Origin of the sequence: Bradyrhizobium guangdongense (assembly GCF_004114975.1) — a bacterium.
GTDB classification, from domain to species: domain Bacteria; phylum Pseudomonadota; class Alphaproteobacteria; order Rhizobiales; family Xanthobacteraceae; genus Bradyrhizobium; species Bradyrhizobium guangdongense.
Genome location: NZ_CP030051.1, coordinates 6,502,056 through 6,528,312, shown reverse-complemented (window position 1 = coordinate 6,528,312; position 26,257 = coordinate 6,502,056). Strand labels below are relative to the sequence as shown.

Sequence of the window (26,257 nt, the reverse complement as noted above, 5' to 3'; positions counted from 1 at the left end):
AGAGTCTGCTGCTGGCCCATCGCGATCATTCCAGCGGGTCCGCGCGTAGACCGCTGTTCACCTCTAAGCGGACAATGTGCTGCGTTTCAGGAAGAGAAGGCCGCACCCGAGGGGTCCTGACGGAAACCTTTGGTGCGGCCGTTCTCTCACGTGAGGGCTGGGGTTAACTCCACGAAGCAGCTGCTCGCTGGACCACTATTGGGCTAACTATGCTTATAGGGATAAGCGTCCCATCTCCGTTCATGTATTAGGGATAGATGTCGCGGGCTGTCAGGATGTACGCTCGCGCGGACTTAAACGTGAGGCTTCAATGCGGATATTTTTCGTCGGGTTGATTGTCGGGTTTTCCTTTCCAGCACAGGCGGCCGAAGGATTGATCAAGTTCGCGCCGAAGATGTTCTCTGATGGCCCCGAGCTAATAGAGGTGTCCGGTACGCTGACGGGTGCAGGCGTTGCCTATCCAAACAATACGCAGGTTGTGACGTGTTCGAAGGAAAGGAAGGAATGCTCGGTGGTGTCTGTTGAGGCTGATTGTCAATCGGCCTGCAAATTTGACCCCTCATCGGCGTCCAATTTTGACCCCTTCGTGCGGCGGGTTTTGCTGGTAGCGCTCGTCTCGTCGGAGCTGGCCGGGATAGCGGAGGCGAGACGAGCGCGGGTGGCGTGATCGTCGTCTCGACTCTTGAACCGCCAGCTATCGTTGCCGGTCTCGACGATGTCGCAGTGATGGGTCAATCGGTCGAGCAGCGCGGTGGTCATTTTGGCGTCGCCGAACACGCTCGGCCATTCGCCGAAGGCGAGATTGGTGGTCACGATGACGGAGGCGCGCTCATAGAGCCGGCTGACGAGGTGGAAGAGAAGCTGGCCACCGGACTGCGCGAAGGGCAAATAGCCGAGTTCATCCAGCACGATGAAGTCCATCCGGGTCAGATGCTCGGCGAGCCGTCCTTGCCGTCCGTTGCGGGTCTCGGTCTCGAGGCGATTGACGAGGTCGACTACGTTGAAGAAGCGGCCGCGGGCACCGGATCGGATGCAGCTTCTGGCGATGGCGATGGCCAGGTGGGTTTTGCCTGTGCCAGTGCCGCCAACCAGCACGACGTTGCGTTGTTGGGCGATGAAGCCGCCGCCAGCGACATCATTGACGAGAGTCTGATTGATCGGCGTGCCGTCGAACTGGAAGTCGGCGATGTCCTTGGCGAGCGGCAGCTTGGCAATGGTGAGCTGGTATTTGATCGACCTGGCTTGCTTCTCGTTGATCTCGGCGTTGAGCAGGTCGCCGACAATGCGCTGAGGTTCGTGCTGGCGCTTGACGGCAGTCGCCATGATCTCGTCGAAGGCAGCCTTCATGCCGTAGAGCTTGAGTTCGCCCATGAGGTCGAAGATTTGGGTTCGTTCCATCAGATGGTCCTCCGGAGGTTGTCGTAGCGAGCACAATCGGCGATCGGTGCATGACGGAGCGTCAGTGCGGCCGGCGTCATGATGTTGGCCGGTGGGGCGGGTTCGCGTTGACGGGCCAGGATATTGAGCACGACATCGGCGGAATGGACGCTGTGACTGAGCGCTTCGGCACAGGCCGCTTCCACCGCGGGCAGACCGTCAGTCAGCACCGCGTTGAGGATGTCGACCATCTGCCGATTGCCATCGTCGGTGCTGGCAAGCTTGCGCCGGATCCGCTCGATCGCGGCCGGCAGCACCCAGTCTTTGAAGGGAGCACCATTACGCAAGGCGCCGGGTTTGCGGGCGAGCACCGGCACATAATGCCAGGGGTCGTAGACGGTATCGCCGCGGCCAAAGGATCGCGGGTGCTCGGCAACGATGCGTCCATCCTGACGGATCACGATGCGATCGGCATAGGCTTGAACCTCGACGGGGCGTCCGACTGCGCTGGCTGCGACCGAGTACTTGTTGTTGTCGAAGCGCACCAGGCAGGTCTTCGAGACCGATGCCGTCACCGCATGGAAGCCGTCGAAGCGGCCGGCATAGGGAACGAGATTGGGGCGTTCGGCTTCGAACACGTCCCAGATCGTCTGATCGACCAGCTCCGGATGGCGATGAGCCTTGGCGTAGGCGATGCATTTGTCGAGCAGCCAGGCGTTTAACTCGTCGAGGTTTTTGAACCGCAGCCGCGGCGTGAAGAAGCGTTCTCGCACCAGCCCGACCTGGTTCTCGACCTGCCCCTTCTCCCAGCCCGACGCTGGCGTGCAGGCGACCGGATCGACCAGATAGTGACTGCACATCTGCAGGAAGCGGCGATTGTAGAGACGCCCTTTACCGACGAAGATCGTCTCCACGGCGGTCTTCATGTTGTCATAGATGCCGCGGGTGCAGGTGCCTTTGAACAGGGCGAACGCCCGGTCGTGGGCGTCGAACACCATCTCCTGCGTCTCCCGCGGATAGGCCCGCACGAACAGCATGCGGCTGTGACAGAGCCGGACATGGGCGGCCTTCACCATCACCGTGGTGCCGCTCAGCAAGACCACCTCGTGGCTCCAGTCGAACTGGTAGGCTTCGCCTGGGGCAAAGCTCAGCGGGACATAAGCGGCCGCGGTCGATTGCCCGCGTTCTTTGCTCCACCGCCTGGCGTAACGCCGCACCGCATCGTAACCGCCGTCATAGCCGCGGCCGCGCAGCTCTTCGAAGATCCGGATCAACGTCAGCTGTTCGCGAGCCGATTTAGCCGCGTTCGCCGCCAGCAATCCATCAAGCTCTGCTGCCCATCGTCCCAGCTTTGGCCGCGGCTGCACCTGCCGCTCGTACTCGAAGGAGGTCTCTCCCGACCTCAGCACCTTCCGAACCGTGTTCCGCGATACCTTCAGGTCACGGGCGATCTCCTTGATCGTCTTGCCCTTGATGAAGTGCTCGCGCCGGATCCGGGCAATCGTCTCCACGATCAGCATCCCCCACCACCTGCTTCGTTCCAAAGCAGGCAACGCAACAGACCAATCTGTAGGGGGTCAATTTTGGACGCCGATCCCCCGGCTTAGGGGGTCAATATTGCAGGCCGAACGACACGCGAACACGACACCGTCCTCGCGCTCCTCGCGCAGGATTGCCGAAATCAGCAGCGCCGCGATCCAGGTCAGCGCCAGCGCGCCGTAATAGGCGCCCCACATCCTGTAGGGGCTGACGTCGGGGAATTCCGACACGACGATGGTGCGAAACAGCAGCGCGGGGATCGCGATGCTGAAGGCGAATTCGGAGATGCCCTTGTGCGCGCCTTCGGAGACGAAGCGAAACAGCACCGAGGCATAGCCGGCCGCGATCAGCGCAAACACCGGCGCGACGATCAACAGGGTGGCCATGCGCGCTAGGACCCCAGCTCGATGATCCTGCGCGCCATGCGCACATTGGCATAGTCGATCATCTTGCCGTCCAGCGTCACGGCGCCCTGTCCCTGCGCTTCGGCCTGCGCCATGGCCTCGAGGATGCGCCGGGCCTGGGCCAGTTCGGCGTCGGACGGCATGAATGCATGCAAGGTCGGTTCGATCTGATCAGGGTGGATGACCTGCTTGCCGTCAAAACCCATCGCGGCGGCCTTCTGCGCGGTGCTCTCGGTCAATCTGGCATCGCGGAACGCGCCGCACGGACCGTCGATGGCGCGGAGGCCAAACGCGCGCGCCGCCACCAGCACGCGCATCATCGGATAGGCGAACAGGTCGAGCGGCGCGGAGGCGTAGCCGGTTTGCGCCGTTCCGGTCTGGCGGTAGCCATCCGGCGAGATGCCGACGTCGGAGCAGCGTGCGCCGATCGAGGCGGCGAAATCGCCGACGCCGAGATGTAAGGCTCGGACGCTCTCGTGCGATGCGGCCAGCGCGTCGACATTGACGAGCCCCAGCGCCGTCTCGATCAGCAATTCCAGCGCGACCGGCGCGGGCCGATCCGCGCCCGCGGCCCGCAGCCGATCGGCGATCGCGCAGACATCACTCGCACGCTCCGCCTTCGGCACGATCACCGCATCCAGCCTCGCCAGCGACGCGAGCGCGCGGATTTCTTGATCGATGAAGGCGCTGTCGATCGCATTGAGCCTGACGGCGACGGTCTTGGTGCCCCAATCGAGCGTGGAGAGCGACCGCACCGCTTCGTCCAGTGCGGCGGCCTTCTCGGACGGCGGCACGGCATCCTCGAGATCCATGAACACCGCGTCGGCCGCCGAAGCGGCGGCCTTCTCGACCAGGCGGGCGCGGTGGGCGGGAACGGCCAGGTAAGCCCGCGTCGGCCGAGCACGGACCATTTCTAGCTTCCTTTCGTCAGGCCGAGTTCGGCGAGGATGGCGTCATTGTGCTCTCCGACATCAGGGACAGGATCCATCCTTGGGGCGAGCCCCGGAATGGTGAGGGCGGGCAGGAAGCTCATCACCGGCCCGCAGGGCGAGCCGACCGTCTGCACGCGCGATCGGGCGTGGAGCTGTTCGTGCGCGAGGAAAGCCTCGACCGAATTCAGATGCGCGTTGGCGATCGAGGCCGCATCGAGCAGCCGCAGCACCTCGTCGCCCGTCAGGGAAGCAAAGCGCTGTTCGATATGGACCTGCAGCGCGTCGCGGTTCTGCATGCGCAGCGGATTCGTGCGGAAACTCGGATCGTCGGCGAGGCCCTCGTCGCCGAGAACGATGCGGCACAGCGCGCGCCATTCCCGGTCGTTCTGGATGCCGAAGAAGATCGTAGAGCCGTCGCCGACTTGGAACGGGCCATAGGGCGCGATGGTGGCGTGCCTTGCTCCGGTTCGCGGCAGCGGCCGTCCGGTGCTGCGCGTGTAGAAGGCGGGATAACTCATCCAGTCGGTGATGGAGTCGAACAGCGAGGCCTGGAAGGCGGTGCCCTTGCCGGTCCGCTCGCGGCGATACAGCGCCATCAGCACGCCGTTGAGGATGTACATGCCGGTGGCGATATCGACCACGGAAAGCCCGACCTTGGCGGGCTCGGCCTCGGTGCCGTTCACGGCAAGCACGCCGGCCTCGCATTGCACCAGCAGGTCGTAGGCCTTCTTGTCGCTGTAAGGGCCGCCGCTCCCATAGCCCGACACGTCGCAGGCGATGATGCCAGGATATTTGCGCAGCAGCGCGGCGGCATCGAGGCCGAGCCGCTCCGCCGCGCCGGGCGCCAAATTCTGGATGAACACGTCGGCCTGCGGCAAAAGAGCGTCGAGCACCTTGCGGCCCGCCTCGCTCTTGATGTCGATGGCCAGACTCTCCTTCGACCGGTTGGTCCAGACGAACTGGCTCGACATGCCGTTCATGACATGGTCGTAGTCGCGGCAGAAATCACCGGGGCCCGGCCGCTCGATCTTGATGACCCGGGCTCCCCAGTCCGCAAGGTGCCGGCTGGCGAGCGGCGCCGCGATCGCTTGCTCCAGCGAGACCACCGTCACTCCCGACAGCGGCAGCTCCGCCCCATTCCCCTCCATGCGATCGCCTCCACTCCAGCTGATTTTTCTTGACCCGGCGCAGCAGACGAGCCGACCGCCCACGCGTCGTTGATGCTGACATGATGCCCCTGTTTTGCCCGACGAGTCAATTCGAATTCGACAAATCCTAATTTTTCCGATTGCCGGGCTGACGTCGCGGCTTGGCTACTGTGCATGGGGTTGTTTTGCGGATTTGGGCCGGACCTGCGGCTCCCCTCCCTGTTGCCGAGACCGCACAGGTCCGACCTTTCGCCTCCGCCCTCGTTGCCAACGCACGCCCATTCACCCACACTCGCCTCCGACTCGTCATTTGGGGGGATCGATGCCGGTATCTCGCGTCACGACGTCCTTGGCCGCCGCCGGCCTCTCGCTCGCGCTCGCCGCTCTGGTCCTGCCGGGGACGGCTTCTGCCTACACGCCCGAGGAGCAGCAGGCCTGCACGCCTGATGCGATGCGGCTGTGCGGCGACTTCGTTCCCAACGTCGATGCCATCACCGCCTGCATGATCCAGAAGAAGGCGCAGCTGTCGCCGCAATGCGCGGTGTTCTTCCGCCACGGGCCGGAGCCGGGCGAGGTCCGCGCCGGCCGGCCGACCAATATCAAGCCGGTCGCCGCCAAGAAGACGAAGCCGAAGTCCAAGAAGAAAAAGACCGACGACGGCTAGCGCCGCGTTCCCTGCCTGAAACCTCCGCGCGCCCCTTGCGTCAAAATGACAGAGGGGCACACCAGCCACAGGACAGCCACCGGACTCGTTTTGTTCGCGCCGCTAGCGCGCGGCGCGCAGCGATGGCGCGTCTGCGATGAAAAAGGCGGCCGTAAGGATTTGCGCGGCGAGGTTGTAGCCCTGACTTTTCCGCGCGATTGCATCGAAAACATTACAGATTGCCCGCGTGCACAGCGATTGATGACTGTTCAGGTCCGTCGTCGCGCGAAGCAGTGTGACTCAAATGCGCCATGTCCTGTTATTTCGTGAGGGCGAGGAACCCGCCGGCAAATTTTTCTTTCCCGAATCAGCGCGGTGATTCATTTTCGCGGCCTGGGGTCAATCTGGAGGCCAGAGGTATGAACGTTATTGTTTTTGCATCGCGTAAGGGCGGCTCGGGCAAGAGTACCCTGGCTGCACATCTCGCCGCGCAGATCAAGGCGAGCAAGCAGGTGATGCTGGTGGATGCGGATCCGCAGGGCTCGCTCACGCTGTGGCACAAGCTGCGCGGCACCAACGAACCGCCGATCAAGGCGGCCGTGAACTCGGTCAGCGGCATCGTCTCCGCGGCCAAGCGCGACGGTTATGAATGGGTGTTGATCGACACGCCGCCGAATCTGTCGGCCGTCGTCGACGACGCGATCAAGAACGCCACCATGGTGGTGATCCCCGCACGTCCCGGGGTGTTCGACGTCAACGCGGTGCAGGAAACCATCCAGATGTGCCGCGCGGCGCGCAAGCCCTACGCGGTGGTGCTCAACGGTGCGCCGGCCAAGCGCGACGAAGCCGAGAGCCCGATCGTCACCATCGCCCGCGAGGCGCTGGCCAAGTTCCGCGCTCCGGTGTGGGGCGGTCAGATCACCAATCGTTCGGATTTGTTGATGGCACTCAGCCATGGCGAAGGCGCGCGTGAATATCAGGCCGAAAGCCGTGCGGCCCAGGAAATTGCAAGACTGTGGGCGGCGATCGAGCGTTCAGTGAAAGCAATTCGCGGCACGGCGTCGGCTTCCGGCGCAATGCACAAGCAGGCGGCATAATTTCATTCAATCATTCCCCGGACGACAAACGCGCGGCATCCCGCGCGTTTTGCGTTTTCAGGGACTGACGGTGAGTTACGCCACCATCAGCATGTAGAACACGATCACCGGCGACAGCGTCAGGATCACCGACCAGATGCCGACGGCCCAGATGATGTCTTCGGTGGAGAAGCCCTGCCGCTCGGTGTCGTCAAGGCCGTACTGCGTGGCGCCGTAATGCGACGCCATATCATTCTGATTATTCATGATCGCCCCCGCGATTTCTTCGCTTATGGGGACGAACGATACGCAGGATATTTTAAGATTCCGGCTTGCAGCGCCGCTCGCATTTTGAGCGCATTTGTGACGCCGGCTTAACTATCCGCTCAGCCGGCGAGCCAGACCCGAAACAGCAGCGCCGGCATCAGGCCGAGCATCACGGCCCAGAAGCCGAACGACGACACCAGCAGGATTCCCTGCCAAAGATCGGAAGGCGCGAAGGTTTCCGCCGCGGTCGGGCGAACGCGTTGCCCCATGGTCATTCCCCCTTTTGATCGACATCGAGGGGGAACGATAGGCGCCATTGCGTAAACGAGACGTGGATGCGTCATGCGGCGGATGCGAAGCCCGTTCGCGACCGGTTAACCAAGGCGACGCTCTCACCGCCTCTCCCCGTTGTTACGGAGAGAGGTGAGGCCGAGCGTTACGCCGCGACCTTCACACGCCGCTCGATCTCGCGGTCGAGCATCGCGGCGAGTTCGCTGCTCACCTCCACCATGGGCAGGCGCACCTCGGGGCTGTCGATCAGGCCTGACCGCCACAACCAGTACTTCGCCGGTGCCGGGCTCGGCTCGGTGAACAGCAGGCGCGTCAGCTCCGCGACCTCCTGCCAGCGCGCCTCTGCCGCTGCGGCGTTGCCGCGCTTCAGCTCGGCATGAACGGCCGCGAAGGTCGCGGTCTTGAGATGCGCGGAAAGCAAGATGCCGCCATCGGCGCCATCACTGAGCGCCTCGAAATAATTGGCATCCTCGCCGGTGAGCACGGCGAAGCCCTGCGGCCGGTCACGCAGCAGCGCGATCGACTGCTCGCGGCTCGCGCCGCAATCCTTCAAGCCGACGATGTTGGGATGCTCCGCGAGCCGCAGCATGGTCTGGTTGGTGATGCCGACCGCGCAGCGATAGGGAATGTTGTAGAGCGCGAGCGGCCAGGCGGCATGATCGGCCAGCGCCTCGAAATGGGCTGATATGCCGCGCTGCGAGGGTCGCACGTAATAGGGGCTCGCGATCAGATAGAAGTCGATCGGCCAGTCCGCGGTCTCGTCGAGACGGTCCTTCAGCCGCGAGGTGTCCGCTCCCGAGAGTCCGAGCCCGATCGGAACGTTGCGGCGGACGGCCGCGATCTCGTCGCGGACGATGGCGACGAGGCGCTCGAGCTCGGCATCGCGCAGCGTCATGCCTTCGCCGGAGGTCGCCCCCAGAATGAAGCCGTCGATCGCCTGCGTGCAGTAGTGCCGCGACAGCCGCCGCAGCGACACTTCGTCGAGGCGGCCATCGCGAAACGGCGTCACCAGCGGCAGCCAGAGCCCGTGCAGATGGGTTCGCAAATCAGTCATGTTCCTTCTCCTTCTCAAGATGAACCTGAGACGGAGGGCACATGAAAAAACCCCGTCCAGGTGGCGGGGTTTTCGGGATTGGCTCGCGATGACGAAGTCAGCTCAGCGCGCAAGCATCCGTGGTCCCCGGATGGGGGCCTTTTTTCGAGACGAGTGCGCACGACTTCGTGATCATTTGGAAATGATGCGGGGTACACCCGAAACTGTCAATACACGCGGAGGGCGAAAGCCTGATTGGACAGAAAAAAAGCCGGACCCGAAGGGCCCGGCTTAGGTATTGGCCACGTGAGGCCGACACAATCACCTTCCAAGAGGGATTACTGAACTCCCGCGCCACTGGAGGAGGGGGACAAATGCGCAACGCGAAGGCTCAGCGTGCAAACAGTATGAGCTTGACGAGCGCCATGCAGCAACAGCCGAGGCCGCATGTCAGACATGCGGAAATCAGGACGGCCAGCGCTGCGCCTTGCTCACCACGAAGTCGCGGAACACTTGCACGCGCGCGACCGTCTTCAGCTCCTCGGGATAGACAAAGTACGTGTCGAGCTGGATCGAATCCGATTCACCGAACAGTTGCACGAGCTTGCTCTGCTCCTCGACCAGATAATCGGGCAGCGCCGCGATCCCGAGGCCCTGCTGACAGGCGCGCACGAGACCGAGAATGTTGTTGACCTTGAAGTAAGCCTCGCGCGGGCCCGAGCCGTTGCGGCCTGCTTCGACCAGCCAGTTGCGGTTCTGCAAATGCGGCGCAAAGTTGCCGTCCGAGAGCGAGATGATGCGGTGGGCATCGAGCTCTTCCAGCGTGCGGGGCGTCCCGAAGCGCTTGATGTACTCCGGCGAGCAATAGGCGTGAAAGCCCATCGCGAACAGCTTGCGCTGGATGAGATCCGGCTGCGTCGGCTTGCGGGTGCGGATGGCGACGTCGGCCTCGCGCATCGACAGATCCAGCTCCTCGTCGGTGACGATCAGCGAGATCCGGATCTCCGGATAGAGCGCGGTGAATTCGCCGAGGCGCGGGATCAGCCAGTTGATGCCGACGCCGGGCGTGGTGGTGATCTTGAGATCGCCGCTCGGGCGCTCGCGGCTGTCGGTCAGCTTGGCGCGCGCTGCCTGCAGCTGCATGAACACGTCATGCGCGGTGCGGAACAACAGGTCGCCCTGCTCGGTGAGGATCAGGCCGCGGGCGTGGCGGTGGAACAGCGAAACCGAAAGCTCCTGCTCCAGCGCCGAAACCTGGCGCGACACCGCCGATTGCGACAGGCCGAGCTGCTCTCCCGCATGCGTGAAGCTGCCCGCTTCCGCCGCCGCGTGAAACACCTTCAGCTTGTCCCAGTCCATGTCCGTAAATCCGTCGCGTGTTCGAGGCATGATCGTTATTCCGCTGCCGCGCGCTCGCTGGCGCGCAGGGCCAAGAATCGTTCGGCCTCGAGGGCGGCCATGCAGCCGAGGCCTGCGGCCGTCACGGCCTGGCGGTAGGTTTCGTCAGCGACGTCGCCGGCGGCGAACAGCCCGGGCACGGAGGTCGCGGTCGAGTTCGGAGCGACCTCGACATAGCCCGAGGGTTTCAGCTTGATCTGGTCCTTCACGAGCTCAGTCGCCGGCGCATGGCCGATCGCGATGAAGACGCCGTCGGTCTTCAGGTCCGTCAGCGCGCCGGTCTTGACGTTCTTCAGCCTGACATGGGTGACCTTGTTCGGGTTCTCGGTGCCGCAGATCTCGTCCACGGCGGAGTCCCAGACCACCTTGATCTTCGGGTGCTTGAACAGGCGCTCCTGCAGGATGCGCTCGGCGCGGAAGTGGTCGCGGCGATGCACGATGGTGACCTCAGAGGCATGATTGGTCAGGTACAGGGCTTCCTCGACCGCCGTATTGCCGCCGCCGACCACCACGACCTCCTTGTTGCGGTAGAAGAAGCCGTCGCAGGTGGCGCAGGCCGAGACGCCGCCGCCCTGGAATTTCACTTCCGATGGCAATCCGAGCCAGCGCGCCTGCGCACCGGTTGCGAGGATCACGGTGTCGGCGAGATAGACATCGCCCGAGTCACAGGTGAGGCGGAACGGCCGCTGCGAGGTCTCCAGCTTGGTGACAAGGTCGGTGACGATCCTGGTGCCGACATGGACCGCCTGCTTCTCCATCTGTTCCATCAGCCAGGGACCCTGGATCACGTCGGCGAAGCCGGGGTAGTTCTCGACGTCGGTGGTGATGGTGAGCTGGCCGCCCGCCTGCATGCCCTGGATCAGGATCGGCTCGAGCATCGCGCGCGCGGCGTAGATCGCGGCGGTGTAGCCGGCTGGGCCGGAGCCAATGATGACGACCTTTGCATGAACAGGAGCGGACATTTCGATGGACGCCTTTCACGGGGGATTTGCAGCGCGGGCGCGGAACGTGCCGGGAGGCCTCGCGGAGGCGCTGAAATATCAGAGCTAATCTAAGCCTTCTGGTGAGCCATGCAAGAATTGCATTCCCAATCGGCGGATTTTTCCAACAAGGAACAAAAGTCGGTCGGGCTGAACACGCAATAAAATTGCGCAGACGGGCGGGACTGGTTATGAGGATTGCATCAGACCAACCCGATACCGCCATGAAGGCCAGGAGTTCCAATCACGTGTCGCGGAACCTAGACGAGATCGACCTCAAAATTCTCGCCGAGATCCAGGCCGACGGCCGAATCACCAATGTGGAGCTCGCCAAACGGGTCGGTATTTCGCCCCCGCCGTGCCTGCGCCGGGTCCGGGCGCTGGAGGAGGAGGGCTACATCCATGGCTACCGCGGACTCTTGGATGCGCGAAAGCTCGGCTTCGACGTCACGGTGTTCGCCGCCGTGCATCTCTCCAGTCAGGCCGAGGCCGATTTGCGCGCCTTCGAGGAGTTCGTCCGCGCCGAGCCCCTGGTGCGGGAATGCTGGATGCTGTCGGGCGAGGTCGATTTCATTCTGAAATGCGTCGCCCCCGACATGGCGACCTTCCAGGATTTCGTGACGCATCTGACCGCCGCGCCTCACGTGCGCAACGTCAGGACATCGCTGGTGCTGCACAATTCAAAGTATGAGGCGGCGGTGCCACTGGACGTGAAGGGAAGACGGTAGGGCTGCCGCACGGTCACGGCATCGCATAGACCCGCAGTCGTCGTACGGCCATGCCATGGCCGGCGGGATCGGCCGGGATCTTGCCGGCATAGTCCATCAACGCCGTGGAAAAGCGGATGTCGGTCCGGCCCTTGATAGAGCCGTCGGTGTGGATCGCGGCGACCGGCTCGCCGTCGACCGCGAACACGACGTCGCTCGCTGTCCACAGCACGCCGAAGTCGTGGAACGCGTCGGGGAAGCTCTCGGCGAAACGGCTGTCGAAACCGACCGCGATCGGAAATTTGCCGTCGATCCTGTTGTTGTTGTGCAGGGTCATCCGGTCGATGTTGGGAAAATGCACCTCGCAGATGTCGATCTCGAAATGATCCTCTGTGACCAGCCAGAAGGCGTTGTTGAGTCCGTCGATGTCGGCCGCCTTGATGCTTGCCTCGTAGTAGCCGTAGCCGAAATGCTGACGACTGATCATGAAGCCGGTCGACCATTGCGCATGGCAGCCGGTGCTCGCGTTGGTCCGGAGCAACAGGCCGGCCGCAGTGGCAACGACATTGTCCGGACGCCGGCAGGACTTCAGGTAATCGTCCGATTGCCGCAGCCAGTCGGAATTGAGTGCCCCTGGATCTGTGAAGTCGGTCGCGACGACAGGCTTGACGCGTCCTTCTCGGAATTGCGCGATCGCCTTTCGGTCGGCCTCCGTCACGGGACGTCGCGTTCCCCATGGCTGGTCGGGATTGCCCCAGGTCAGCTTCTGCAGCGTGGCGGCTAGCGACGTATGTCCCAACGTGATGCCAAAGACGAAGCTGGTTGCGATTGCGCCTAACCGGAACCGTCTTGAGCCGATCACGAGAAACTCCTCAAAAAGGTGCCAGCACCCGCCTGCCGGCCTCGCTCACGCTGCCGCAGCGGGTGAGGTCGAATTGCGGATCGCCGGTCCAGGAATAGTAGATCAACCCGGTCAGACGTCCCTCCCGCGCAAGCTGGGCGAAATCGCCCATCATCTCCTGCACGAGGAGGGCGTGATCTTTCTCCTCGGGAGTGGGGCAGGCCCTGCTCGCATAGGCAAAGCCCCATTCCGTGATCCAACAAGGTTTGCCGCTGGCGGAGCAGATCGGATCGACCAGTGCCCGCAGAGCGCGCATGCGATGGACGGCAGAAGCCTTGTCGCCGGGATGATCACCCCAGGGATAGGTGTGCAGATTGTAGGCGTCGACAAGCCGGTCGAGACCATGCGCACGCAAGAAGGCCATGATCGCTCCGATACTGACGCCGTCATAGGGCTTCGGCGTTGGCCAGGGGCCTTCCTGTTCGATGTCGACGAGGCTCGTCGGCAGGAGAGGCGTTCGCTTGTTCAGGCGTGAGCGATCCCGCGCCTGCTTCAGCGCCTCGAGCACCTTCAGATATTGCAGATAGCCTTTGGCGACCTGCTGCCCTTCGGGATCGCTCGACAGATCGGCGAGCCCAAGCACGCGACCTCCGCCGGGCAGGCGGAAATCCGGATCATTGCCGGCCATGTTGATCTCGTTCTCCAGTTCCAGGCCGGCGAGTGTTAGGCCGCTCGCGTCCAGCTTGCCCAGCAAGTCCTGGAAGTACTGGGCCGAACGCTCGGGATCGAGCGCGGACAATGGCGGCCCCGGCCACATGCCCGGAAACTCCTTCGGCCGAAACGGCCGCTCGGGCGCGCCGGGCGTGTAGAGGCCGTGGAGGATGAGAACCGCTGAGATCCGATGAGCCTGGGCGCGCTTGATGAAGTCGAGGTTCTTGTCCTCATCCTGCGCATACATGCCGAAGCGGATGATTTGTACGCCGGCAGACTGCAGCTCGCTCAGCTTCGCGTTCTGCTCCTCCACGCTGAACTGGATCGGACGGACGAAATCGACGCCGCGGAGCACGTCGCGCGCCTGAGCGGCGGCCGCCTGGATGTCGGTACTCAGGAATAGGCCCAGGGCCGCGAAAAGAGCGACGTGGGGAACGCGCATTCTGTTCATCGCGTGCATTCGCAGTTGGTTTTCACGGCGCGACCACGCGGAGCGACTGCACCAGCATGTCGTGGGTTTCGGGATGATCCGGCACTGTCCCGCCCGCCCAGTCGCCGAGTGCGGTGGAGAGGCGGATGGTTGCGGCTCCGTTCACGGCGCCAGGGTGCGGACGGCGGCGATCGGCGCACCATCGATCTCGTAAACCAAATCGGCCGGCGTCCGCAGCAGCCCGACGTCATGAAAACCGGCTGCGAGATTTTCCTTGAAGGTTGCACCCCAGCCCATCCCGGCGTGCTGACCCGCGTTTGCGGGTGGCCAGTACTGCAGACCGAGATGGACGTAGCTCGGATAACGGGCTTCGGCGATGTCGATCTCGAAATTGTCGGCAGTCGTGAGCCAGACGGCGTTGTTGAGACCCTTGATGTCGGCGATCTTGATGCGTGCCCCGAAGAACCCGTCACCGTATGTGGACTTGCTCGCCGCATCGGCGCAATTCCAATTCCAGCCGCGCATCGCGCGGATCACGCCCGCACCCTGGCGGTTCCGTGGTGAATGGCGGCTGAAGGTCCTCGCGCGGGCGACACGAAAAAGGCCGCGCAAGGCGCGGCCCCGATCGCTTATTCGTGAGCGGCGTGTTACCGCCACTCCACCTTGGTGATCTCGTACGCCTTGGCGCCGCCGGGGGCGTTGACCTCGACGGTCGAGCCCTTCTTCTTGCCGATCAGCGCGCGCGCCAGCGGCGAGGTGATCGAGATGCGGCCCTTCTTGGCGTCGGCCTCGACCTCGCCGACGATCTGCCACACCGTCTTCTTCTCGGTATCCTCGTCGACCAGCGTCACGGTGGCGCCGAACTTGATGGTGTCGCCGGAAAGCTTGGAGATATCGATGATGTCGGCGCGCGCCAGCTTGTCCTCGAGCTCGGCGATGCGGCCCTCATTGTGGGACTGCTCTTCCTTCGCGGCGTGGTATTCCGCGTTTTCCGACAAGTCTCCGTGCGAGCGCGCCTCGGCGATATGCTCGATAATGCGCGGACGGTCCTCGGACTGGCGCTTCTTCAATTCTTCCCCGAGTGCGGCAAAGCCGCTCGCAGTCATCGGAACCTTTTCCATCTCTTCTCTCGTCCTTCGGACCCCGCGTCCCGACAGAAGGGCGCGGCGACCTTGATTCGTCAGTAAGTCCGGGGCTGAAAACGCCGCCGCCGGCGTTATGTGGGTCTGGCGCCGGAACAGAACAACCACATGGCCGGACAGTTCCTCCGGCCATTGTGGCTTCATTGCCAATCACTTAGCGCAAGGCTTGACCCTCAGGGGCTGGCCTCCCGCGCGCGATCAGGTTCCCGAAAAGTAGCTCTGCAGGGTCCGAACCTCAAGGTCCCCACCCAGATAGGCGCGGATGCCCTGCGCGGCCGCCACGGCCCCGGAAAGAGTGGTGTAATACGGTACTTTATGCAAGAGGGCCGCGCGCCGCAGCGATCGGCTGTCGGCGAGCGCCTGCGGGCCTTCGGTGGTGTTGAGAACGAGCTGGACGTCCCCATTGGTGATGGCGTCGACGATATGGGGCCGTCCCTCCAACACCTTGTTTACCTTCTCAGCCGGGATGCCCTGATCGGTCAGGAAGCGCGCCGTACCCGAGGTCGCCAGCACCTTGAAGCCAAGCGAATGCAGCTGACGCACGGCTTCGGCGATGCGGACCTTGTCGCTCTCGCGCACCGAGACGAACACCGTGCCCTTGCGCGGTACTCGCGTGCCGCCTCCGAGCTGGCTCTTGGCGAATGCCACCGCGAAGGAGCGGTCGATGCCCATGACCTCGCCGGTCGAGCGCATCTCCGGACCAAGCACCGTGTCGACGCCGGGGAAGCGGGCGAACGGGAATACCGATTCCTTCACGCCGACATGTTTGAAGTCGCCCTTCTTCAATTTGAAGTCGGCGAGCTTCTCGCCGGCCATGATGCGCGCGGCGATCTTGGCGACCGGCGTGCCGATCACCTTGGCGACGAACGGCACCGTGCGCGAGGCGCGCGGATTGACTTCGAGCACGTAGATCTCGCCGTCCTTGATCGCATATTGCACGTTCATCAGGCCGACGACGTCGAGGCCGAGCGCGAGCTCGCGCGTCTGTCGCTCCAGCTCCTCGATCATTTTGGCGTCCAGCGAGTGCGGCGGCAACGAGCAGGCGCTGTCGCCGGAATGGATGCCGGCTTCCTCGATGTGCTCCATGATGCCGACGATGAAGGTGTCCTTGCCGTCGCACAGGCAGTCGACGTCGATCTCGGTCGCGTCGGATAGATAGCGGTCGAACAGCAGCGGGTTCTTGCCGAGCACGGTGTTGATCTGCCCGGTCTTGTCGTTCGGGTAGCGCGCCTTGACGTCGGCCGGCACCAACTCGGGCAGCGTGCCGAGCAGATAATCGTTGAGCTGGTTCTCCTCACGGATGATCTGCATCGCACGGCCGCCGAGCACGTAGGACGGGCGTACCACCAGCGGCAGGCCGAGATCGGCGGAGACGAGCCTCGCCTGCTCGACGGAATAGGCGATGCCGTTCTTCGGCTGCTTCAGGCGAAGCTTGTCGAGCACGCGCTTGAAGCGGTCGCGGTCCTCGGCAAGATCGATCGCGTCGGGCGAGGTGCCGAGGATCGGCACTTCGGCGGCTTCGAGCGCGCGGGCAAGCTTGAGCGGGGTCTGGCCGCCGAACTGCACGATCACGCCATGCAGCGTGCCGTTGCTGCGCTCCTTCGCGATGATCTCCAGCACGTCTTCGGCGGTGAGCGGCTCGAAATAGAGCCGGTCGGCGGTGTCGTAGTCGGTCGACACCGTTTCCGGATTGCAGTTGACCATGATGGATTCATAGCCGGCGTCGTGCAGCGCGAAGCAAGCGTGGCAGCAGCAATAGTCGAACTCGATGCCCTGGCCGATGCGGTTCGGGCCGCCGCCGAGGATGATCACCTTCTTCTTGTCCGACGGCGTGCTCTCGTCGGCGGCGCTGCCCGCAAACGGGGACTCGTAGGTCGAGTACATGTAGGCGGTGGGTGAGGCGAATTCGGCCGCGCAGGTGTCGATGCGCTTGTAGACCGGGCGGACGCCGAGCGCGTGACGCTTGGCGGTGACCTCGGCTTCCGTCGTCTCGGCCAGCACGGCCAGCCGCGCGTCCGAGAAGCCCATGGTCTTGAGCGTGCGCATTCCGAACGCATTGCCGGGCAGGCCGTGCTTCCGGACCTTCTCTTCCATGTCGACGATGCAGCGCATCTCGCCGAGGAACCACGGATCGATCTTGCAGGAGTTGAAGATGTCCTCGTTCGACCAGCCGAGACGCATGGCTTGCGCGACCTGAAGAATGCGGTTCGGGGTCGGCGTTCCGAGCGCAGCGCGGATCGCGTTCTTGTCGTCGTCGCGGCCGAGACCCTCGATCTCGATCTCGTCGAGGCCGGTCAGCCCGGTCTCGAGCCCGCGTAGCGCCTTCTGCAGGCTTTCCTGGAAGGTGCGGCCGATCGCCATGACCTCGCCGACCGACTTCATCGAGGTCGTCAGTGTGGAAGAGGCGCCGGGGAATTTCTCGAAGGCGAAACGCGGGATCTTGGTCACCACGTAATCGATCGTCGGCTCGAACGAGGCCGGGGTCGCCCCGCCGGTGATGTCGTTGGCGATCTCGTCGAGCGTATAGCCGATCGCGAGTTTTGCGGCGACCTTCGCGATCGGGAAGCCGGTGGCTTTCGAGGCCAATGCCGACGAACGCGACACGCGTGGGTTCATCTCGATGACGACCATGCGGCCGTCCTCGGGGTTGACGCCGAACTGCACGTTGGAGCCGCCGGTCTCCACGCCGATCTCGCGCAGCACCGCCAGTGAGGCGTCGCGCATGATCTGATATTCCTTGTCAGTCAGCGTCAGCGCCGGCGCCACCGTGATGGAATCACCGGTGTGCACGCCCATCGGATCGAGGTTCTCGATCGAGCAGACGATGATGCAATTGTCGTTCTTGTCGCGCACCACCTCCATCTCGTACTCCTTCCAGCCGAGCACGGATTCTTCGATCAGCACTTCGTTGGTGGGAGACGCGTCAAGGCCGCGCTCGATGATGTCCAGGAACTCTTCCTTGTTGTAGGCGATGCCGCCGCCGGTGCCGCCCATGGTGAAGGAGGGGCGGATGATCGCGGGCAGGCCGATCTCGGACAGCGCCATCATGGCCTGGCCGAAGGCGTATTCCTGGTAGCGCTTGCGGCGGTCGCTCTCGCCGAGCGCCCATTGCCGGTCGAGCTCTTCGAGCGCAGCGCCCGACAGCTTCTCGCGTTCGGCGTGGTACTTGTCGCGGAAGGACTTCTTCAGCTCGGAGGCATTGGCGAGGCGCGACTTCGGTGTCTCGAGCCCGATCTTGGTCATGGCCTCGCGGAACAGCTGGCGATCCTCGGCCTTGTCGATGGCGTCGGCCGTCGCGCCGATCATCTCGACGTCGAACTTCTCGAGCGTGCCCTGCCGGCGCAGCGACAGCGCGCAGTTCAGCGCGGTCTGGCCGCCCATGGTCGGCAGCAGCGCGAAGCCGCCGGGCACGACGTGACGTTCCTTCTCGATGATCTTGGCGACGATCTCGGGCGTGATCGGCTCGATATAGGTCGCATCGGCCAATTCCGGGTCGGTCATGATCGTGGCCGGGTTGGAATTGACGAGGACGATGCGATAGCCCTCTTCCTTCAGCGTCTTCACCGCCTGCGTGCCCGAATAGTCGAACTCGCAGGCCTGGCCGATCACGATGGGACCGGCGCCGATGATAAGGATGGTCGAGATGTCGGTTCGTTTAGGCATCACCGCTCGCGGGCTGGAATCTGGGCACAAAAAAAGGGCGCGCTTGCCGCGCGTCCCCTTGTGCGAGAGCGCGGGGTCTTCCCTCGCGCGCGGGTGGGTCTTAGACCAGTTTTCGGGGCGGCGAAACCCCGAAAAACGCCCATCAACCGGCAATTTTGACCGGTTTCGGCCGCGCCTGCCAGCCACGGGCGAGGTGCACCAGAAGTGAGGCTGCAACACTCGTTCCGCCGATCCAGCCGAGGTCGTCTGGCGACAGCGCGGCCAGTACCGCCCCGCCCAAGGCGCCACCGATGGCGAAGCCCAGGTACATCGCGGAGGCATTGAGCGAGAGCGCGATCATCGAGGCCTGCGGCTCGACCCTGATGATGCTGGCGATCTGAGCCGGATAGAACGCCCAGCCCGAGAGGCCCCAGAGGAAGATCGCGCCGAGCACCGCATAATGCGCCTGGCTCGGCATCAGCTTCAGAACCAGCGAATGGAGGATCAAGGCGCTTGCCATGCCGGCGAGGCCCAGGGCTGCGGTCGCGACCGTGCCGAGCCGGTCCGCCAGGATGCCGCCGAGCATGTTCCCGATCGCGGCCGCGGCGCCGAACACCAGCAGCGCAAGACTGATCCGCGAGGCGTCGAAGCCGAGACCGCGCAGCGGGACTGCGAAATACGTGAACACGGTGAAGCCACCCAGCGCCCATAAGATGGTGATCACAAGCGCGACCAGGACATTGTGGTGGCGCGCGACAGCCAGCCTTTCGCCGAGCGAGGCCGTATTGCGCGGCAGGCCGCGGGGCAGGCCAAGCAGCAGACCGGCGAGGGCGACAGCGCCGAGCATTGCGACCATGGCGAAGGTCGCACGCCAGCCGAGCAGGCTGCCGACGAGATTGCCGAAGGGAACGCCGACGACCGTCGCGACCGTGAGGCCCGAAGTGACCAGCGCCACCGCGCGGCCGCGCCGCTCCGGAGAGGCGACTGCCACGGAGACTGCGAGCGCCGTCGGCATGCAAAGGCCGGAGCCCAGCGCCATCAGCATGCGCGAGGCCAGCAGCAGGGCGTAGTTGGACGCGATCATCGCCGCGAGGTTTCCGGCAATGAAGGTCGACAGTGCCAGCGCCAGAACGGTGCGACGGTCGATGTTGTTGAGCGCCACGGCCAGGATCGGCGAGCCCACGGCATAGGTGAGGGCATAGGCGGTGACCAACTGACCGGCGGCCGAGACCGAAATCGAGAGGTCATTGGCGATTTCCGGCAAAAGCCCAGCAATGACAAAGCTTTCAGTGCCGATCGCGAAGGCCCCAAGGGCCAGCCAGAACACGCTCATGGGACGGAATCCTTATGTTCAATGTTTATTGAACTATCGAAGGTGGCGATTTAGAAGTCAATTGGTTCAAGAACTATTGAACATTTCGAGCGGACGGTTATGATGTCCGGATCATGAGCCGCACGCCTCCCCACCCCACGCGTGAGCAGATCGAGCTGCCCCTCGTTCTGGATTGCCTGAGCGATCCGATCCGGTTGGCAATCGTGTATCAGCTCGCTCAGCAGGAACGTGTCAGCAGCGAGCTGTGCTGCGGCGACTTCAATGGGCTCGCCGGCAAGTCGAACCTCGCCTATCACTTCGCCAAACTGCGTGAATGCGGTCTGATGCTGACGCGCGTCGCGGGCACCAACCGCTTCATGCGGCTGCGCCGCGAGGATCTCGAGGCGCGCTTTCCAGGTCTGCTCGATGCGGTGCTGAAGTCAGCGGCTAAGGATGCAGAGCGATTGCAGCTGCTGCCGGCGTGCGACGTGGTTGAGGTGGGCTAATCTGTCTGCGCCACGCCCGGCTTCGCCCTTCGGGCTTCGCCGCGGCAGCCTTCGCTACGATGCGGCTTGCCGAGCCGAAGCTGGCGGAGCCAGCGAAGGCTGGAGGCCCGGCCTGGATTTGAACCAGGATGAAGAGCGATGCACCGCTCCCGCGTAGACGCTTCCGCCACCGGGCCGCAGCGATCATGTCCGATCGGAATGCGACAAGCCACCACAGGCGGTCCTTATGCTTAACGCACCAGCGGCGGCCGGGCGATGAAGGTCATGCGCCAGCGATTGTGGCCGATATTGGTGGCGGCGCGCTGGCTGGCGAACCCCGCCGCCTTCAGTTTGGCCGTCATCTCCTCCTCGCTGTAGCGCTGGAGCCCGATGCGCGTGCGCAGATGGCGGTAATCCGACAGCGCGGTGCTGATCAAGCCGATCAGCGCGTCCTTGAAGAAGCCGTTGCGCAGTCCGAAGGAGAGCAGTGCCGCCACGTCCCTGAACATGCCGACATGCGGCTGGAGGATATCGCCGAGCACCAGCTTGCCTGATGGCTTCAAGATCCGCCTGATATTGAGCAGCGCGGCATCGAGCTCTTCCGCCGACATATATTGCGCGACCGAGTTCATCACGACGAGGTCGATGGACTGATCCTGCATCTTGCGGACGTCGTCGAGGGAGCGGACGCGGATCTTGGTATTGGGCGCAAACCGCGCGATCAGCCGGCCGCGCACACCGGGCGCGGGTTCGGCCAGGATCAGCTGGCCGCAGGCGGACGCCACCTGGCTCGCCGACAGCGCTTCGCCGCAGGCATAGTCGAGCACCGTCGCGTCGGGCGAGGTGATGTAGCCGATGATGTCTCGCGCGATGATCTGGAAGTGCAGATCGCGATGCAGCTTGCTGACATAGATCGTATGCGTCGAGTCGTAATAGTCGATCCAATCGTCCATGGTGTTCCCGCCCGGCGGTTCCGATCACGGAACTGCATTGCCCGCCTTGCGTTAGGGCTGCGACGGCGCGCCGTCAATGTCCGCGTCCTAACAGGAAGGTTTCCCGTGAGCAAAGCCCCCAGCAAGGTCTCGCCCGATCTCGACACCCCCACCGATCTGCAGCCCCAGGCGGTCAGCAAGGTTTCCGAGGCGCTTAACGTGCTTCTGGCCGATGCCTTCGCGCTGTACCTCAAGACCAAGAATTTCCACTGGCACATCAGCGGCCGGCATTTCCGGGATTATCATCTGCTGCTCGACGAGCATTCCGAGCAGATCTTCGCCACCACCGATCAGCTCGCCGAGCGCGTGCGCAAGATCGGCGGCACCACGCTGAAGTCGATCGGCCAGGTCGCCAAGCTCCAGACCATCAAGGACAACAACGAGGACTACGTTCCGCCGCGCGAGATGTTGCGCGAGCTGATGCAGGACAACAAGCACGTGGCGGCGGCCATGCGCAAGGCCCACGAGGTCTGTGACGACGCCGGTGACGTCGCCAGCGCCAGCATCCTGGAGAATTTCATCGACGAGACCGAGCGTCGGACCTGGTTCCTGTTCGAAGCGACGCGACAGGAAGGCGGCAACGAGGCGTAGGGGCACACTGCCGTTGGGCAAAGCGCAGCGTGCCCACGCATTTTTCGCGATCGATAGATGTGGTGGGCACGGCGCGCAAGCCTTTGCCCACCATACGGCACCCGTGGCTGTCGCTTACCGCCACAACCGCATCAATGCGCCGTGCTTGCCCGTGACCGGATCGGCGGGTGGCCGCGCGACTTTCGGAATGGTCTCCAACGCCTCGGCGTGGTTCTCCGGCGTCGGCCGCGTGATCTCCATCTTCGCGCCCGGCGGATACGCGCCGATCACGCAGAAATCCTCACTCGCCTTGATGCACTGATGCCCGGTGCCTGCGGGGAGGATCGCGACATCGCCCGCCTTGATCTCCAGCTCCTGACCGCGATCGCCGCCGAAGCGAACGCGGGCATGACCGCGCGCGGCGCCGAGCACCTCATGCACGGTCGCATGGTAGTGCAGATAATCGAAAATGCCGTTGCGCCACGTGCCGCCCCAATCGTTCGTTTCGAACAGGTTTTCGATGGTCTGTTCGGGCTGCTTTGGATCGAGCGTCAGCGCCCCCTGGTAGACCAGGAAGGGGAGAATGTTGTTCGGCACGAGCCCGTCATCCTCGAAGACGATGGCGAGCGGTTCGGCATGGTCGCGCACGACGGACATGGGAGACTCCGGCAGAAAACAATTCAGGGAATCAAAACGGCGCGCGCGCCCTTGTTCCTGAGCCCGCACGCGACTTGACGGAGATCAAGGCGCAGACCGGCAGCCGGAGGCAGCAAGTCAACGGGAAAGGGAATGGAACGCCATGTATGCTTCCGATGTTGCGCAGCGCCATTTTTCAGCGGCGATCGATGAGGCCGAGACGAGCGGCCTTGGGCACGAAGCCGTGTGCCGCGCCTTGCTCAATCTCGTGATCTCGAAATATCTGGAGACGAGGTCCGTGGCCGACATCCAGGCCGAGCTGCGCTTCATCGCCGAGAACTGCGATCCCGACACGGACTTCATGTTCATGCGTCCGTGACGGGGTAATCGCCGGCGGCCATGTCCGCCGGCGTCCTTGGCTCCTACGCGCTCTTCTTCTGCCGCATCAGATCGGCGAAGCGCTGGAAGAGATAGTGCGAGTCCCGCGGGCCCGGCGAGGCCTCGGGGTGGTACTGCACCGAGAACACCGGCTTGCCATCGAGCTGGATGCCGCAGTTGGACCCATCAAACAAGGAAATGTGGGTCTGCGTTGCGCCCTTTGGCAGCGTCGCCTCGTCCACGGCAAAACCGTGGTTCATGGAGGTGATCTCGACCTTGCCCGTGGTCTCGTCCTTGACGGGATGATTGGCGCCGTGATGGCCCTGATGCATCTTCTTGGTCTTGGCGCCGACCGCAAGGCCCAGCATCTGATGGCCGAGGCAGATGCCGAAGGTCGGCGTGCCCGACTTGATGACGTCCTGGATGACAGGCACCGCGTATTTGCCTGTTGCGGCCGGATCGCCCGGACCGTTCGACAGGAAGACGCCGTCCGGCTTCATCGCCAGGATGTCTTCCGACGAGGTCGTCGCCGGCACCACCGTCACCTTGCAGCCGACGCCGGCGAGCAGTCGCAGGATGTTGCGCTTGATGCCGTAGTCGATGGCGACGACGTTGAACTCGGGCTTGTCCTGGCGGCCAAATCCCTTGTCCCACAGCCAGGGCGTCTCGTCCCAGGTGAAGCGCTGGCCGGAGGTGACCATCGGCACGAGGTCCATGCCTTCGAGGCCGGGCCATTCGCGCGCTTCTTCCTTCAGGCCATGCAGGTCGAACTCGCCGTCCTTGGCGTGTGCGATCACGGCATTGGGCATGCCCTTGCTGCGGATCAGCGCGGTCAGCGCGCGCGTGTCGATGCCGGAGAGACCGATGATACCGCGCGCCTTGAGCCAGGCGTCGAGATGCTTGGTGGCGCGGTAGTTCGAGGGATCGGTGATGGCGGTGCGCAGGATCACCCCGCGCGCACCCGGCGTCGCGGCCATGTTCACCGTCTCGATGTCTTCCTCGTTGGTACCGACATTGCCGATATGCGGGAAGGTGAAGGTGATGAGCTGGCCGGCATAGGAGGGATCGGTGAGGATCTCCTCATAGCCGGTCATCGCGGTGTTGAAGCAGACCTCGCCGACGGCGTGGCCCTCGGCGCCGAGACCGAAGCCTTCCAGCACCGTGCCATCGGCAAGCACCAAGAGCGCGGTCGGTTTGTGGTCCGGCCAGGCGGGATCGTTGTCATGTTGTGTCATGAGCGCGTTTCATAGTCCCCCCGCGCGCGCCCGTCAAAGCAGAGAAGGACCGATTCACATGCGTTTTTGCATATTTGACGGCCGGCCAAGGCGCCTGACCGGCCCTTGAGCCGGAACCGGCAATTTTGAGCCGTTTGGGACCCCGATGGGGAAACAATGCGCCGAGGGGAAGGTCCGGTATGGCCTCTTTCCGGCGAACGGCTTAGATCAGGCCAGATCGAACCAGAGGACCCCGGCCATGCTGCGCGACGACATCAACAATGCGGTCAAGGAGGCCATGAAGGCCAAGGACGAGCGCAAGCTGTCCACGCTGCGCATGGTCAACTCGACCATCAAGAACGCCGACATCGACGCCCGCGGCAACGGCAAGCCGCCGCTGTCGGATGCCGACCTGCTCGCCGTGCTGCAGAAGATGATCAAGCAGCGCCAGGAAGCGGTCGAGCTCTACGACAAGGGCGGCCGCGCCGAGCTTGCCGCGCAGGAGCGCGAGGAGATCGCGGTCATCTCGGCCTACCTGCCGAAGCAGATGTCGGACGAGGAGGTCAAGAAGGCGATCGCAGATGCGATCGGCGAGACCGGCGCTGCCGGCATGAAGGACATGGGCAAGGTGATCGCGGTGCTGCGCGGAAAGTACGCGGGACAGATGGATTTCGGCAAGGCCAGCGGCCTCGTGAAGGCTGCGCTGACGGGCTAGGTGCTTACCCTCGCCCTTTGCGGGAGAGGGTGGCTCGCCGCGTAGCGGCGGGACGGGTGAGGGGTCTCTCTCGCACATTCAACGCTAGCGATTTCGCGGATGGATACCCCTCATCCGGCGCTTCGCGCCACCTTCTTCCACAAGAGGAGAAGGTGCATCTTGTCACGGCTACGATCCGGTCTACTCTCTCCCGATAAGTAAATCGGGACGCCGCCGATGACAGCCATCAAGCCGTTTCGCATCGCCATCAGCGACGACATTCTCGCCGACCTCAAGTCGCGCCTCGCGCGCACGCGCTGGCCGGACGCCGAGCTGGTCGACGACTGGAGCCAGGGCGCGCCGCTGAAATGGATCCAGCAGATCTGCACCTACTGGGCGAATGACTACGACTGGCGCGCGCGCGAGGCAAAGCTCAACCGCTTCGACCAGTTCACCACCGAGATCGACGGGCTCGACATTCACTTCCTGCATGTCGGTTCGAAGGAAACGAACGCGCTGCCTCTGATCATCACCCATGGCTGGCCCGGCTCGATCGTCGAATTCCAGAAGGTGATCGCGCCGCTCACCGATCCCGTCGCCCATGGCGGCAATCCTGCGGATGCATTTCATGTGATCTGCCCATCGCTGCCGGGCTTCGGCTTCTCCGCCAAACCCAGGACTCCCGGCTGGGGCGTCGACCGTATCGCCGCGGCCTGGGCCAAGCTGATGGACCGGCTCGGCTATACAAGATACGGCGCGCAAGGCGGCGACTGGGGCTCGGCGGTGACGACCTCGCTGGGCGCGCAGGATGCGGAGCACTGCGCCGGCATCCACATCACGCTCGCCTTCAATTCGGCGCCGAAAGTCGAGGGCGAGCCGACGCTGGAAGAAAAGCGCGCACTCGCCGGCCTCAAGCACTACGTCGATTTCGACTCCGGCTATTCGAAACAGCAGTCGACGCGGCCGCAGACGCTCGGCTACGGGCTTACGGACTCGCCGAGCGGGCAGGCGGCCTGGATCCTGGAAAAGTTCTGGGCCTGGACCGATTGCAACGGTCACCCCGAAAACATCTTCAGCAAAGACGAACTGCTCGACAACGTGATGCTGTACTGGGCCACGAAGACGGCGACGTCGTCCGCGCGGCTCTATTGGGAAAGCTTCGGCAAGCGCCGGACGACGCCAAAGGTAGCGGTGCCGACCGGCGTGGCGGTGTTTCCGAAGGAGATCATCACGCCGGTGCGGCGCTGGATGGCGCCCAACTTCTCCCAGATCACCCACTGGAGCGAGATGGAGAAGGGCGGACACTTCGCGGCGTTCGAGCAGCCGGAGCTGTTCGTGCGCGACGTCAGGAAATTCTTTGCGACGGTGCGGTAGCTCCGCCGTCATTCCGGGCTCGCCCTGCGGGCGCCCCGGAA

The 26,257-nt window shown here is 63.8% G+C and carries 27 protein-coding genes, 1 tRNA gene and 1 pseudogene; 8 read left to right on the top strand and 21 right to left on the bottom strand.

Features of this window, described 5'->3' with window-relative positions; genetic code table 11:
* Positions 1 to 534 precede the first annotated feature (534 nt).
* The 5 genes and pseudogenes from istB to X265_RS31175 all read right to left on the bottom strand — a co-directional run bounded on the left by istB (position 535) and on the right by X265_RS31175 (position 5,400).
* On the bottom strand, positions 535 to 1,398 hold the full coding sequence (gene istB / locus X265_RS31195; protein WP_128963210.1) for an IS21-like element helper ATPase IstB: 864 nt from the start codon (positions 1,396 to 1,398) through the stop codon (positions 535 to 537).
* Between the two features lie 8 nt (positions 1,399 to 1,406).
* Positions 1,407 to 2,897: pseudogene (istA, locus tag X265_RS31190) on the bottom strand (IS21 family transposase); the annotation flags it as partial.
* Between the two features lie 57 nt (positions 2,898 to 2,954).
* Complete coding sequence (locus X265_RS31185) at positions 2,955 to 3,302, bottom strand: AEC family transporter (protein ID WP_244659488.1); 348 nt, start codon at positions 3,300 to 3,302, stop codon at positions 2,955 to 2,957.
* Positions 3,303 to 3,307: 5 nt separating this feature from the next.
* On the bottom strand, positions 3,308 to 4,231 hold the full coding sequence (locus tag X265_RS31180) for an HpcH/HpaI aldolase/citrate lyase family protein (RefSeq protein ID WP_128968297.1): 924 nt from the start codon (positions 4,229 to 4,231) through the stop codon (positions 3,308 to 3,310).
* Between the two features lie 2 nt (positions 4,232 to 4,233).
* Positions 4,234 to 5,400 carry a CaiB/BaiF CoA transferase family protein gene (locus X265_RS31175; protein ID WP_128968296.1) on the bottom strand — a complete coding sequence of 389 codons (1,167 nt, stop codon included), beginning with the start codon at positions 5,398 to 5,400 and terminating at the stop codon, positions 4,234 to 4,236.
* A gap of 322 nt (positions 5,401 to 5,722) precedes the next feature.
* Here X265_RS31175 and X265_RS31170 point away from each other — a divergent pair, with 322 nt between their 5' ends.
* Complete coding sequence (locus X265_RS31170; protein WP_128968295.1) at positions 5,723 to 6,064, top strand: hypothetical protein; 342 nt, start codon at positions 5,723 to 5,725, stop codon at positions 6,062 to 6,064.
* 398 nt (positions 6,065 to 6,462) lie between these two features.
* Positions 6,463 to 7,140, top strand: coding sequence for a ParA family protein (locus X265_RS31165; RefSeq protein ID WP_025032179.1), 678 nt, complete (start codon positions 6,463 to 6,465; stop codon positions 7,138 to 7,140).
* A 75-nt stretch (positions 7,141 to 7,215) separates the two neighbouring features.
* Here the strand turns inward: X265_RS31165 and X265_RS40815 are convergent, their stop codons facing one another.
* From X265_RS40815 to trxB, 5 genes are all read right to left on the bottom strand, one after another.
* A complete protein-coding gene (locus X265_RS40815) occupies positions 7,216 to 7,386 on the bottom strand; it encodes a hypothetical protein (RefSeq protein WP_164938344.1) in 171 nt (56 codons plus the stop codon).
* Between the two features lie 119 nt (positions 7,387 to 7,505).
* Positions 7,506 to 7,655 (bottom strand): hypothetical protein, encoded by a 150-nt coding sequence (locus X265_RS40810; protein WP_164938876.1) that lies wholly within the window; start codon positions 7,653 to 7,655, stop codon positions 7,506 to 7,508.
* 167 nt (positions 7,656 to 7,822) lie between these two features.
* On the bottom strand, positions 7,823 to 8,731 hold the full coding sequence (locus X265_RS31160) for a 4-hydroxy-tetrahydrodipicolinate synthase family protein (RefSeq protein WP_128968294.1): 909 nt from the start codon (positions 8,729 to 8,731) through the stop codon (positions 7,823 to 7,825).
* Between the two features lie 444 nt (positions 8,732 to 9,175).
* Entirely contained in the window at positions 9,176 to 10,099 is a 924-nt protein-coding gene (locus tag X265_RS31155) for a LysR family transcriptional regulator (protein WP_164938875.1), read from the bottom strand.
* 5 nt (positions 10,100 to 10,104) lie between these two features.
* Positions 10,105 to 11,070, bottom strand: a complete 966-nt coding sequence (gene trxB / locus X265_RS31150) for a thioredoxin-disulfide reductase (protein ID WP_128968293.1) — start codon at positions 11,068 to 11,070, stop codon at positions 10,105 to 10,107.
* A 266-nt stretch (positions 11,071 to 11,336) separates the two neighbouring features.
* On the opposite strand from trxB, the gene X265_RS31145 reads away from it, so the two are divergent.
* Positions 11,337 to 11,816, top strand: a complete 480-nt coding sequence (locus tag X265_RS31145) for an Lrp/AsnC family transcriptional regulator (RefSeq protein WP_027534298.1) — start codon at positions 11,337 to 11,339, stop codon at positions 11,814 to 11,816.
* 13 nt (positions 11,817 to 11,829) lie between these two features.
* Here the strand turns inward: X265_RS31145 and X265_RS31140 are convergent, their stop codons facing one another.
* The 7 genes from X265_RS31140 to X265_RS31115 all read right to left on the bottom strand — a co-directional run bounded on the left by X265_RS31140 (position 11,830) and on the right by X265_RS31115 (position 19,894).
* Positions 11,830 to 12,657: a glycoside hydrolase family 16 protein gene (locus X265_RS31140; protein WP_128968291.1), complete on the bottom strand. Its 828-nt coding sequence runs from the start codon at positions 12,655 to 12,657 to the stop codon at positions 11,830 to 11,832.
* A 10-nt stretch (positions 12,658 to 12,667) separates the two neighbouring features.
* Positions 12,668 to 13,789, bottom strand: coding sequence for a hypothetical protein (locus tag X265_RS31135; RefSeq protein ID WP_128968290.1), 1,122 nt, complete (start codon positions 13,787 to 13,789; stop codon positions 12,668 to 12,670).
* A 31-nt stretch (positions 13,790 to 13,820) separates the two neighbouring features.
* Positions 13,821 to 13,943, bottom strand: a complete 123-nt coding sequence (locus X265_RS41990) for a hypothetical protein (RefSeq protein ID WP_283815012.1) — start codon at positions 13,941 to 13,943, stop codon at positions 13,821 to 13,823.
* Positions 13,940 to 14,314, bottom strand: coding sequence for a family 16 glycosylhydrolase (locus tag X265_RS31130; protein ID WP_128968289.1), 375 nt, complete (start codon positions 14,312 to 14,314; stop codon positions 13,940 to 13,942). Before X265_RS31130 ends, X265_RS41990 begins: the two co-directional genes overlap by 4 nt.
* A gap of 110 nt (positions 14,315 to 14,424) precedes the next feature.
* On the bottom strand, positions 14,425 to 14,898 hold the full coding sequence (greA, locus tag X265_RS31125; protein WP_018318257.1) for a transcription elongation factor GreA: 474 nt from the start codon (positions 14,896 to 14,898) through the stop codon (positions 14,425 to 14,427).
* Between the two features lie 219 nt (positions 14,899 to 15,117).
* Positions 15,118 to 18,582, bottom strand: a complete 3,465-nt coding sequence (gene carB, locus X265_RS31120; RefSeq protein ID WP_128968288.1) for a carbamoyl-phosphate synthase large subunit — start codon at positions 18,580 to 18,582, stop codon at positions 15,118 to 15,120.
* 142 nt (positions 18,583 to 18,724) lie between these two features.
* Positions 18,725 to 19,894, bottom strand: coding sequence for an MFS transporter (locus X265_RS31115; protein WP_128968287.1), 1,170 nt, complete (start codon positions 19,892 to 19,894; stop codon positions 18,725 to 18,727).
* A gap of 113 nt (positions 19,895 to 20,007) precedes the next feature.
* Here X265_RS31115 and X265_RS31110 point away from each other — a divergent pair, with 113 nt between their 5' ends.
* Positions 20,008 to 20,379 carry an ArsR/SmtB family transcription factor gene (locus tag X265_RS31110; protein WP_128968286.1) on the top strand — a complete coding sequence of 124 codons (372 nt, stop codon included), beginning with the start codon at positions 20,008 to 20,010 and terminating at the stop codon, positions 20,377 to 20,379.
* A 100-nt stretch (positions 20,380 to 20,479) separates the two neighbouring features.
* Here the strand turns inward: X265_RS31110 and X265_RS40805 are convergent.
* A tRNA-His gene (locus X265_RS40805) sits at positions 20,480 to 20,555 on the bottom strand.
* A gap of 54 nt (positions 20,556 to 20,609) precedes the next feature.
* Positions 20,610 to 21,311 (bottom strand): class I SAM-dependent methyltransferase, encoded by a 702-nt coding sequence (locus X265_RS31105; RefSeq protein ID WP_128968285.1) that lies wholly within the window; start codon positions 21,309 to 21,311, stop codon positions 20,610 to 20,612.
* 105 nt (positions 21,312 to 21,416) lie between these two features.
* Between X265_RS31105 and X265_RS31100 the strand changes: the two genes are divergently transcribed.
* A complete protein-coding gene (locus X265_RS31100) occupies positions 21,417 to 21,941 on the top strand; it encodes a Dps family protein (protein ID WP_128968284.1) in 525 nt (174 codons plus the stop codon).
* Positions 21,942 to 22,055: 114 nt separating this feature from the next.
* Here X265_RS31100 and X265_RS31095 read toward each other — a convergent pair whose 3' ends face one another.
* Entirely contained in the window at positions 22,056 to 22,577 is a 522-nt protein-coding gene (locus tag X265_RS31095) for a hypothetical protein (protein ID WP_128968283.1), read from the bottom strand.
* Positions 22,578 to 22,719: 142 nt separating this feature from the next.
* Between X265_RS31095 and X265_RS31090 the strand changes: the two genes are divergently transcribed.
* Positions 22,720 to 22,935 carry a hypothetical protein gene (locus X265_RS31090; protein ID WP_128968282.1) on the top strand — a complete coding sequence of 72 codons (216 nt, stop codon included), beginning with the start codon at positions 22,720 to 22,722 and terminating at the stop codon, positions 22,933 to 22,935.
* A gap of 43 nt (positions 22,936 to 22,978) precedes the next feature.
* Here the strand turns inward: X265_RS31090 and carA are convergent, their stop codons facing one another.
* Entirely contained in the window at positions 22,979 to 24,169 is a 1,191-nt protein-coding gene (gene carA, locus X265_RS31085) for a glutamine-hydrolyzing carbamoyl-phosphate synthase small subunit (RefSeq protein ID WP_128968281.1), read from the bottom strand.
* Positions 24,170 to 24,407: 238 nt separating this feature from the next.
* Between carA and X265_RS31080 the strand changes: the two genes are divergently transcribed.
* Both X265_RS31080 and X265_RS31075 read left to right on the top strand, forming a co-directional pair.
* Positions 24,408 to 24,863 (top strand): GatB/YqeY domain-containing protein, encoded by a 456-nt coding sequence (locus X265_RS31080; RefSeq protein ID WP_128968280.1) that lies wholly within the window; start codon positions 24,408 to 24,410, stop codon positions 24,861 to 24,863.
* 216 nt (positions 24,864 to 25,079) lie between these two features.
* The gene (locus X265_RS31075; protein WP_128968279.1) at positions 25,080 to 26,216 is read left to right on the top strand and encodes an epoxide hydrolase family protein; all 1,137 of its coding nucleotides are present in this window, start codon (positions 25,080 to 25,082) and stop codon (positions 26,214 to 26,216) included.
* Positions 26,217 to 26,257 lie beyond the last annotated feature (41 nt).

Excerpts from the sequence above, each read along its gene's own strand:
- istB (WP_128963210.1), bottom strand. The coding sequence starts at position 1,398 with ATGGAACGAACCCAAATCTTCGACCTCATGGGCGAACTCAAGCTCTAC.
- X265_RS31185 (WP_244659488.1), bottom strand. The coding sequence starts at position 3,302 with ATGGCCACCCTGTTGATCGTCGCGCCGGTGTTTGCGCTGATCGCGGCC.
- X265_RS31180 (WP_128968297.1), bottom strand. The coding sequence starts at position 4,231 with ATGGTCCGTGCTCGGCCGACGCGGGCTTACCTGGCCGTTCCCGCCCAC.
- X265_RS31175 (WP_128968296.1), bottom strand. The coding sequence starts at position 5,400 with ATGGAGGGGAATGGGGCGGAGCTGCCGCTGTCGGGAGTGACGGTGGTC.
- X265_RS31170 (WP_128968295.1), top strand. The coding sequence starts at position 5,723 with ATGCCGGTATCTCGCGTCACGACGTCCTTGGCCGCCGCCGGCCTCTCG.
- X265_RS31165 (WP_025032179.1), top strand. The coding sequence starts at position 6,463 with ATGAACGTTATTGTTTTTGCATCGCGTAAGGGCGGCTCGGGCAAGAGT.
- X265_RS40815 (WP_164938344.1), bottom strand. The coding sequence starts at position 7,386 with ATGAATAATCAGAATGATATGGCGTCGCATTACGGCGCCACGCAGTAC.
- X265_RS40810 (WP_164938876.1), bottom strand. The coding sequence starts at position 7,655 with ATGGGGCAACGCGTTCGCCCGACCGCGGCGGAAACCTTCGCGCCTTCC.
- X265_RS31160 (WP_128968294.1), bottom strand. The coding sequence starts at position 8,731 with ATGACTGATTTGCGAACCCATCTGCACGGGCTCTGGCTGCCGCTGGTG.
- X265_RS31155 (WP_164938875.1), bottom strand. The coding sequence starts at position 10,099 with ATGCCTCGAACACGCGACGGATTTACGGACATGGACTGGGACAAGCTG.
- trxB (WP_128968293.1), bottom strand. The coding sequence starts at position 11,070 with ATGTCCGCTCCTGTTCATGCAAAGGTCGTCATCATTGGCTCCGGCCCA.
- X265_RS31135 (WP_128968290.1), bottom strand. The coding sequence starts at position 13,789 with ATGCGCGTTCCCCACGTCGCTCTTTTCGCGGCCCTGGGCCTATTCCTG.
- greA (WP_018318257.1), bottom strand. The coding sequence starts at position 14,898 with ATGGAAAAGGTTCCGATGACTGCGAGCGGCTTTGCCGCACTCGGGGAA.
- carB (WP_128968288.1), bottom strand. The coding sequence starts at position 18,582 with ATGCCTAAACGAACCGACATCTCGACCATCCTTATCATCGGCGCCGGT.
- X265_RS31115 (WP_128968287.1), bottom strand. The coding sequence starts at position 19,894 with ATGAGCGTGTTCTGGCTGGCCCTTGGGGCCTTCGCGATCGGCACTGAA.
- X265_RS31110 (WP_128968286.1), top strand. The coding sequence starts at position 20,008 with ATGAGCCGCACGCCTCCCCACCCCACGCGTGAGCAGATCGAGCTGCCC.
- X265_RS31105 (WP_128968285.1), bottom strand. The coding sequence starts at position 21,311 with ATGGACGATTGGATCGACTATTACGACTCGACGCATACGATCTATGTC.
- X265_RS31095 (WP_128968283.1), bottom strand. The coding sequence starts at position 22,577 with ATGTCCGTCGTGCGCGACCATGCCGAACCGCTCGCCATCGTCTTCGAG.
- X265_RS31090 (WP_128968282.1), top strand. The coding sequence starts at position 22,720 with ATGTATGCTTCCGATGTTGCGCAGCGCCATTTTTCAGCGGCGATCGAT.
- carA (WP_128968281.1), bottom strand. The coding sequence starts at position 24,169 with ATGACACAACATGACAACGATCCCGCCTGGCCGGACCACAAACCGACC.
- X265_RS31080 (WP_128968280.1), top strand. The coding sequence starts at position 24,408 with ATGCTGCGCGACGACATCAACAATGCGGTCAAGGAGGCCATGAAGGCC.
- X265_RS31075 (WP_128968279.1), top strand. The coding sequence starts at position 25,080 with ATGACAGCCATCAAGCCGTTTCGCATCGCCATCAGCGACGACATTCTC.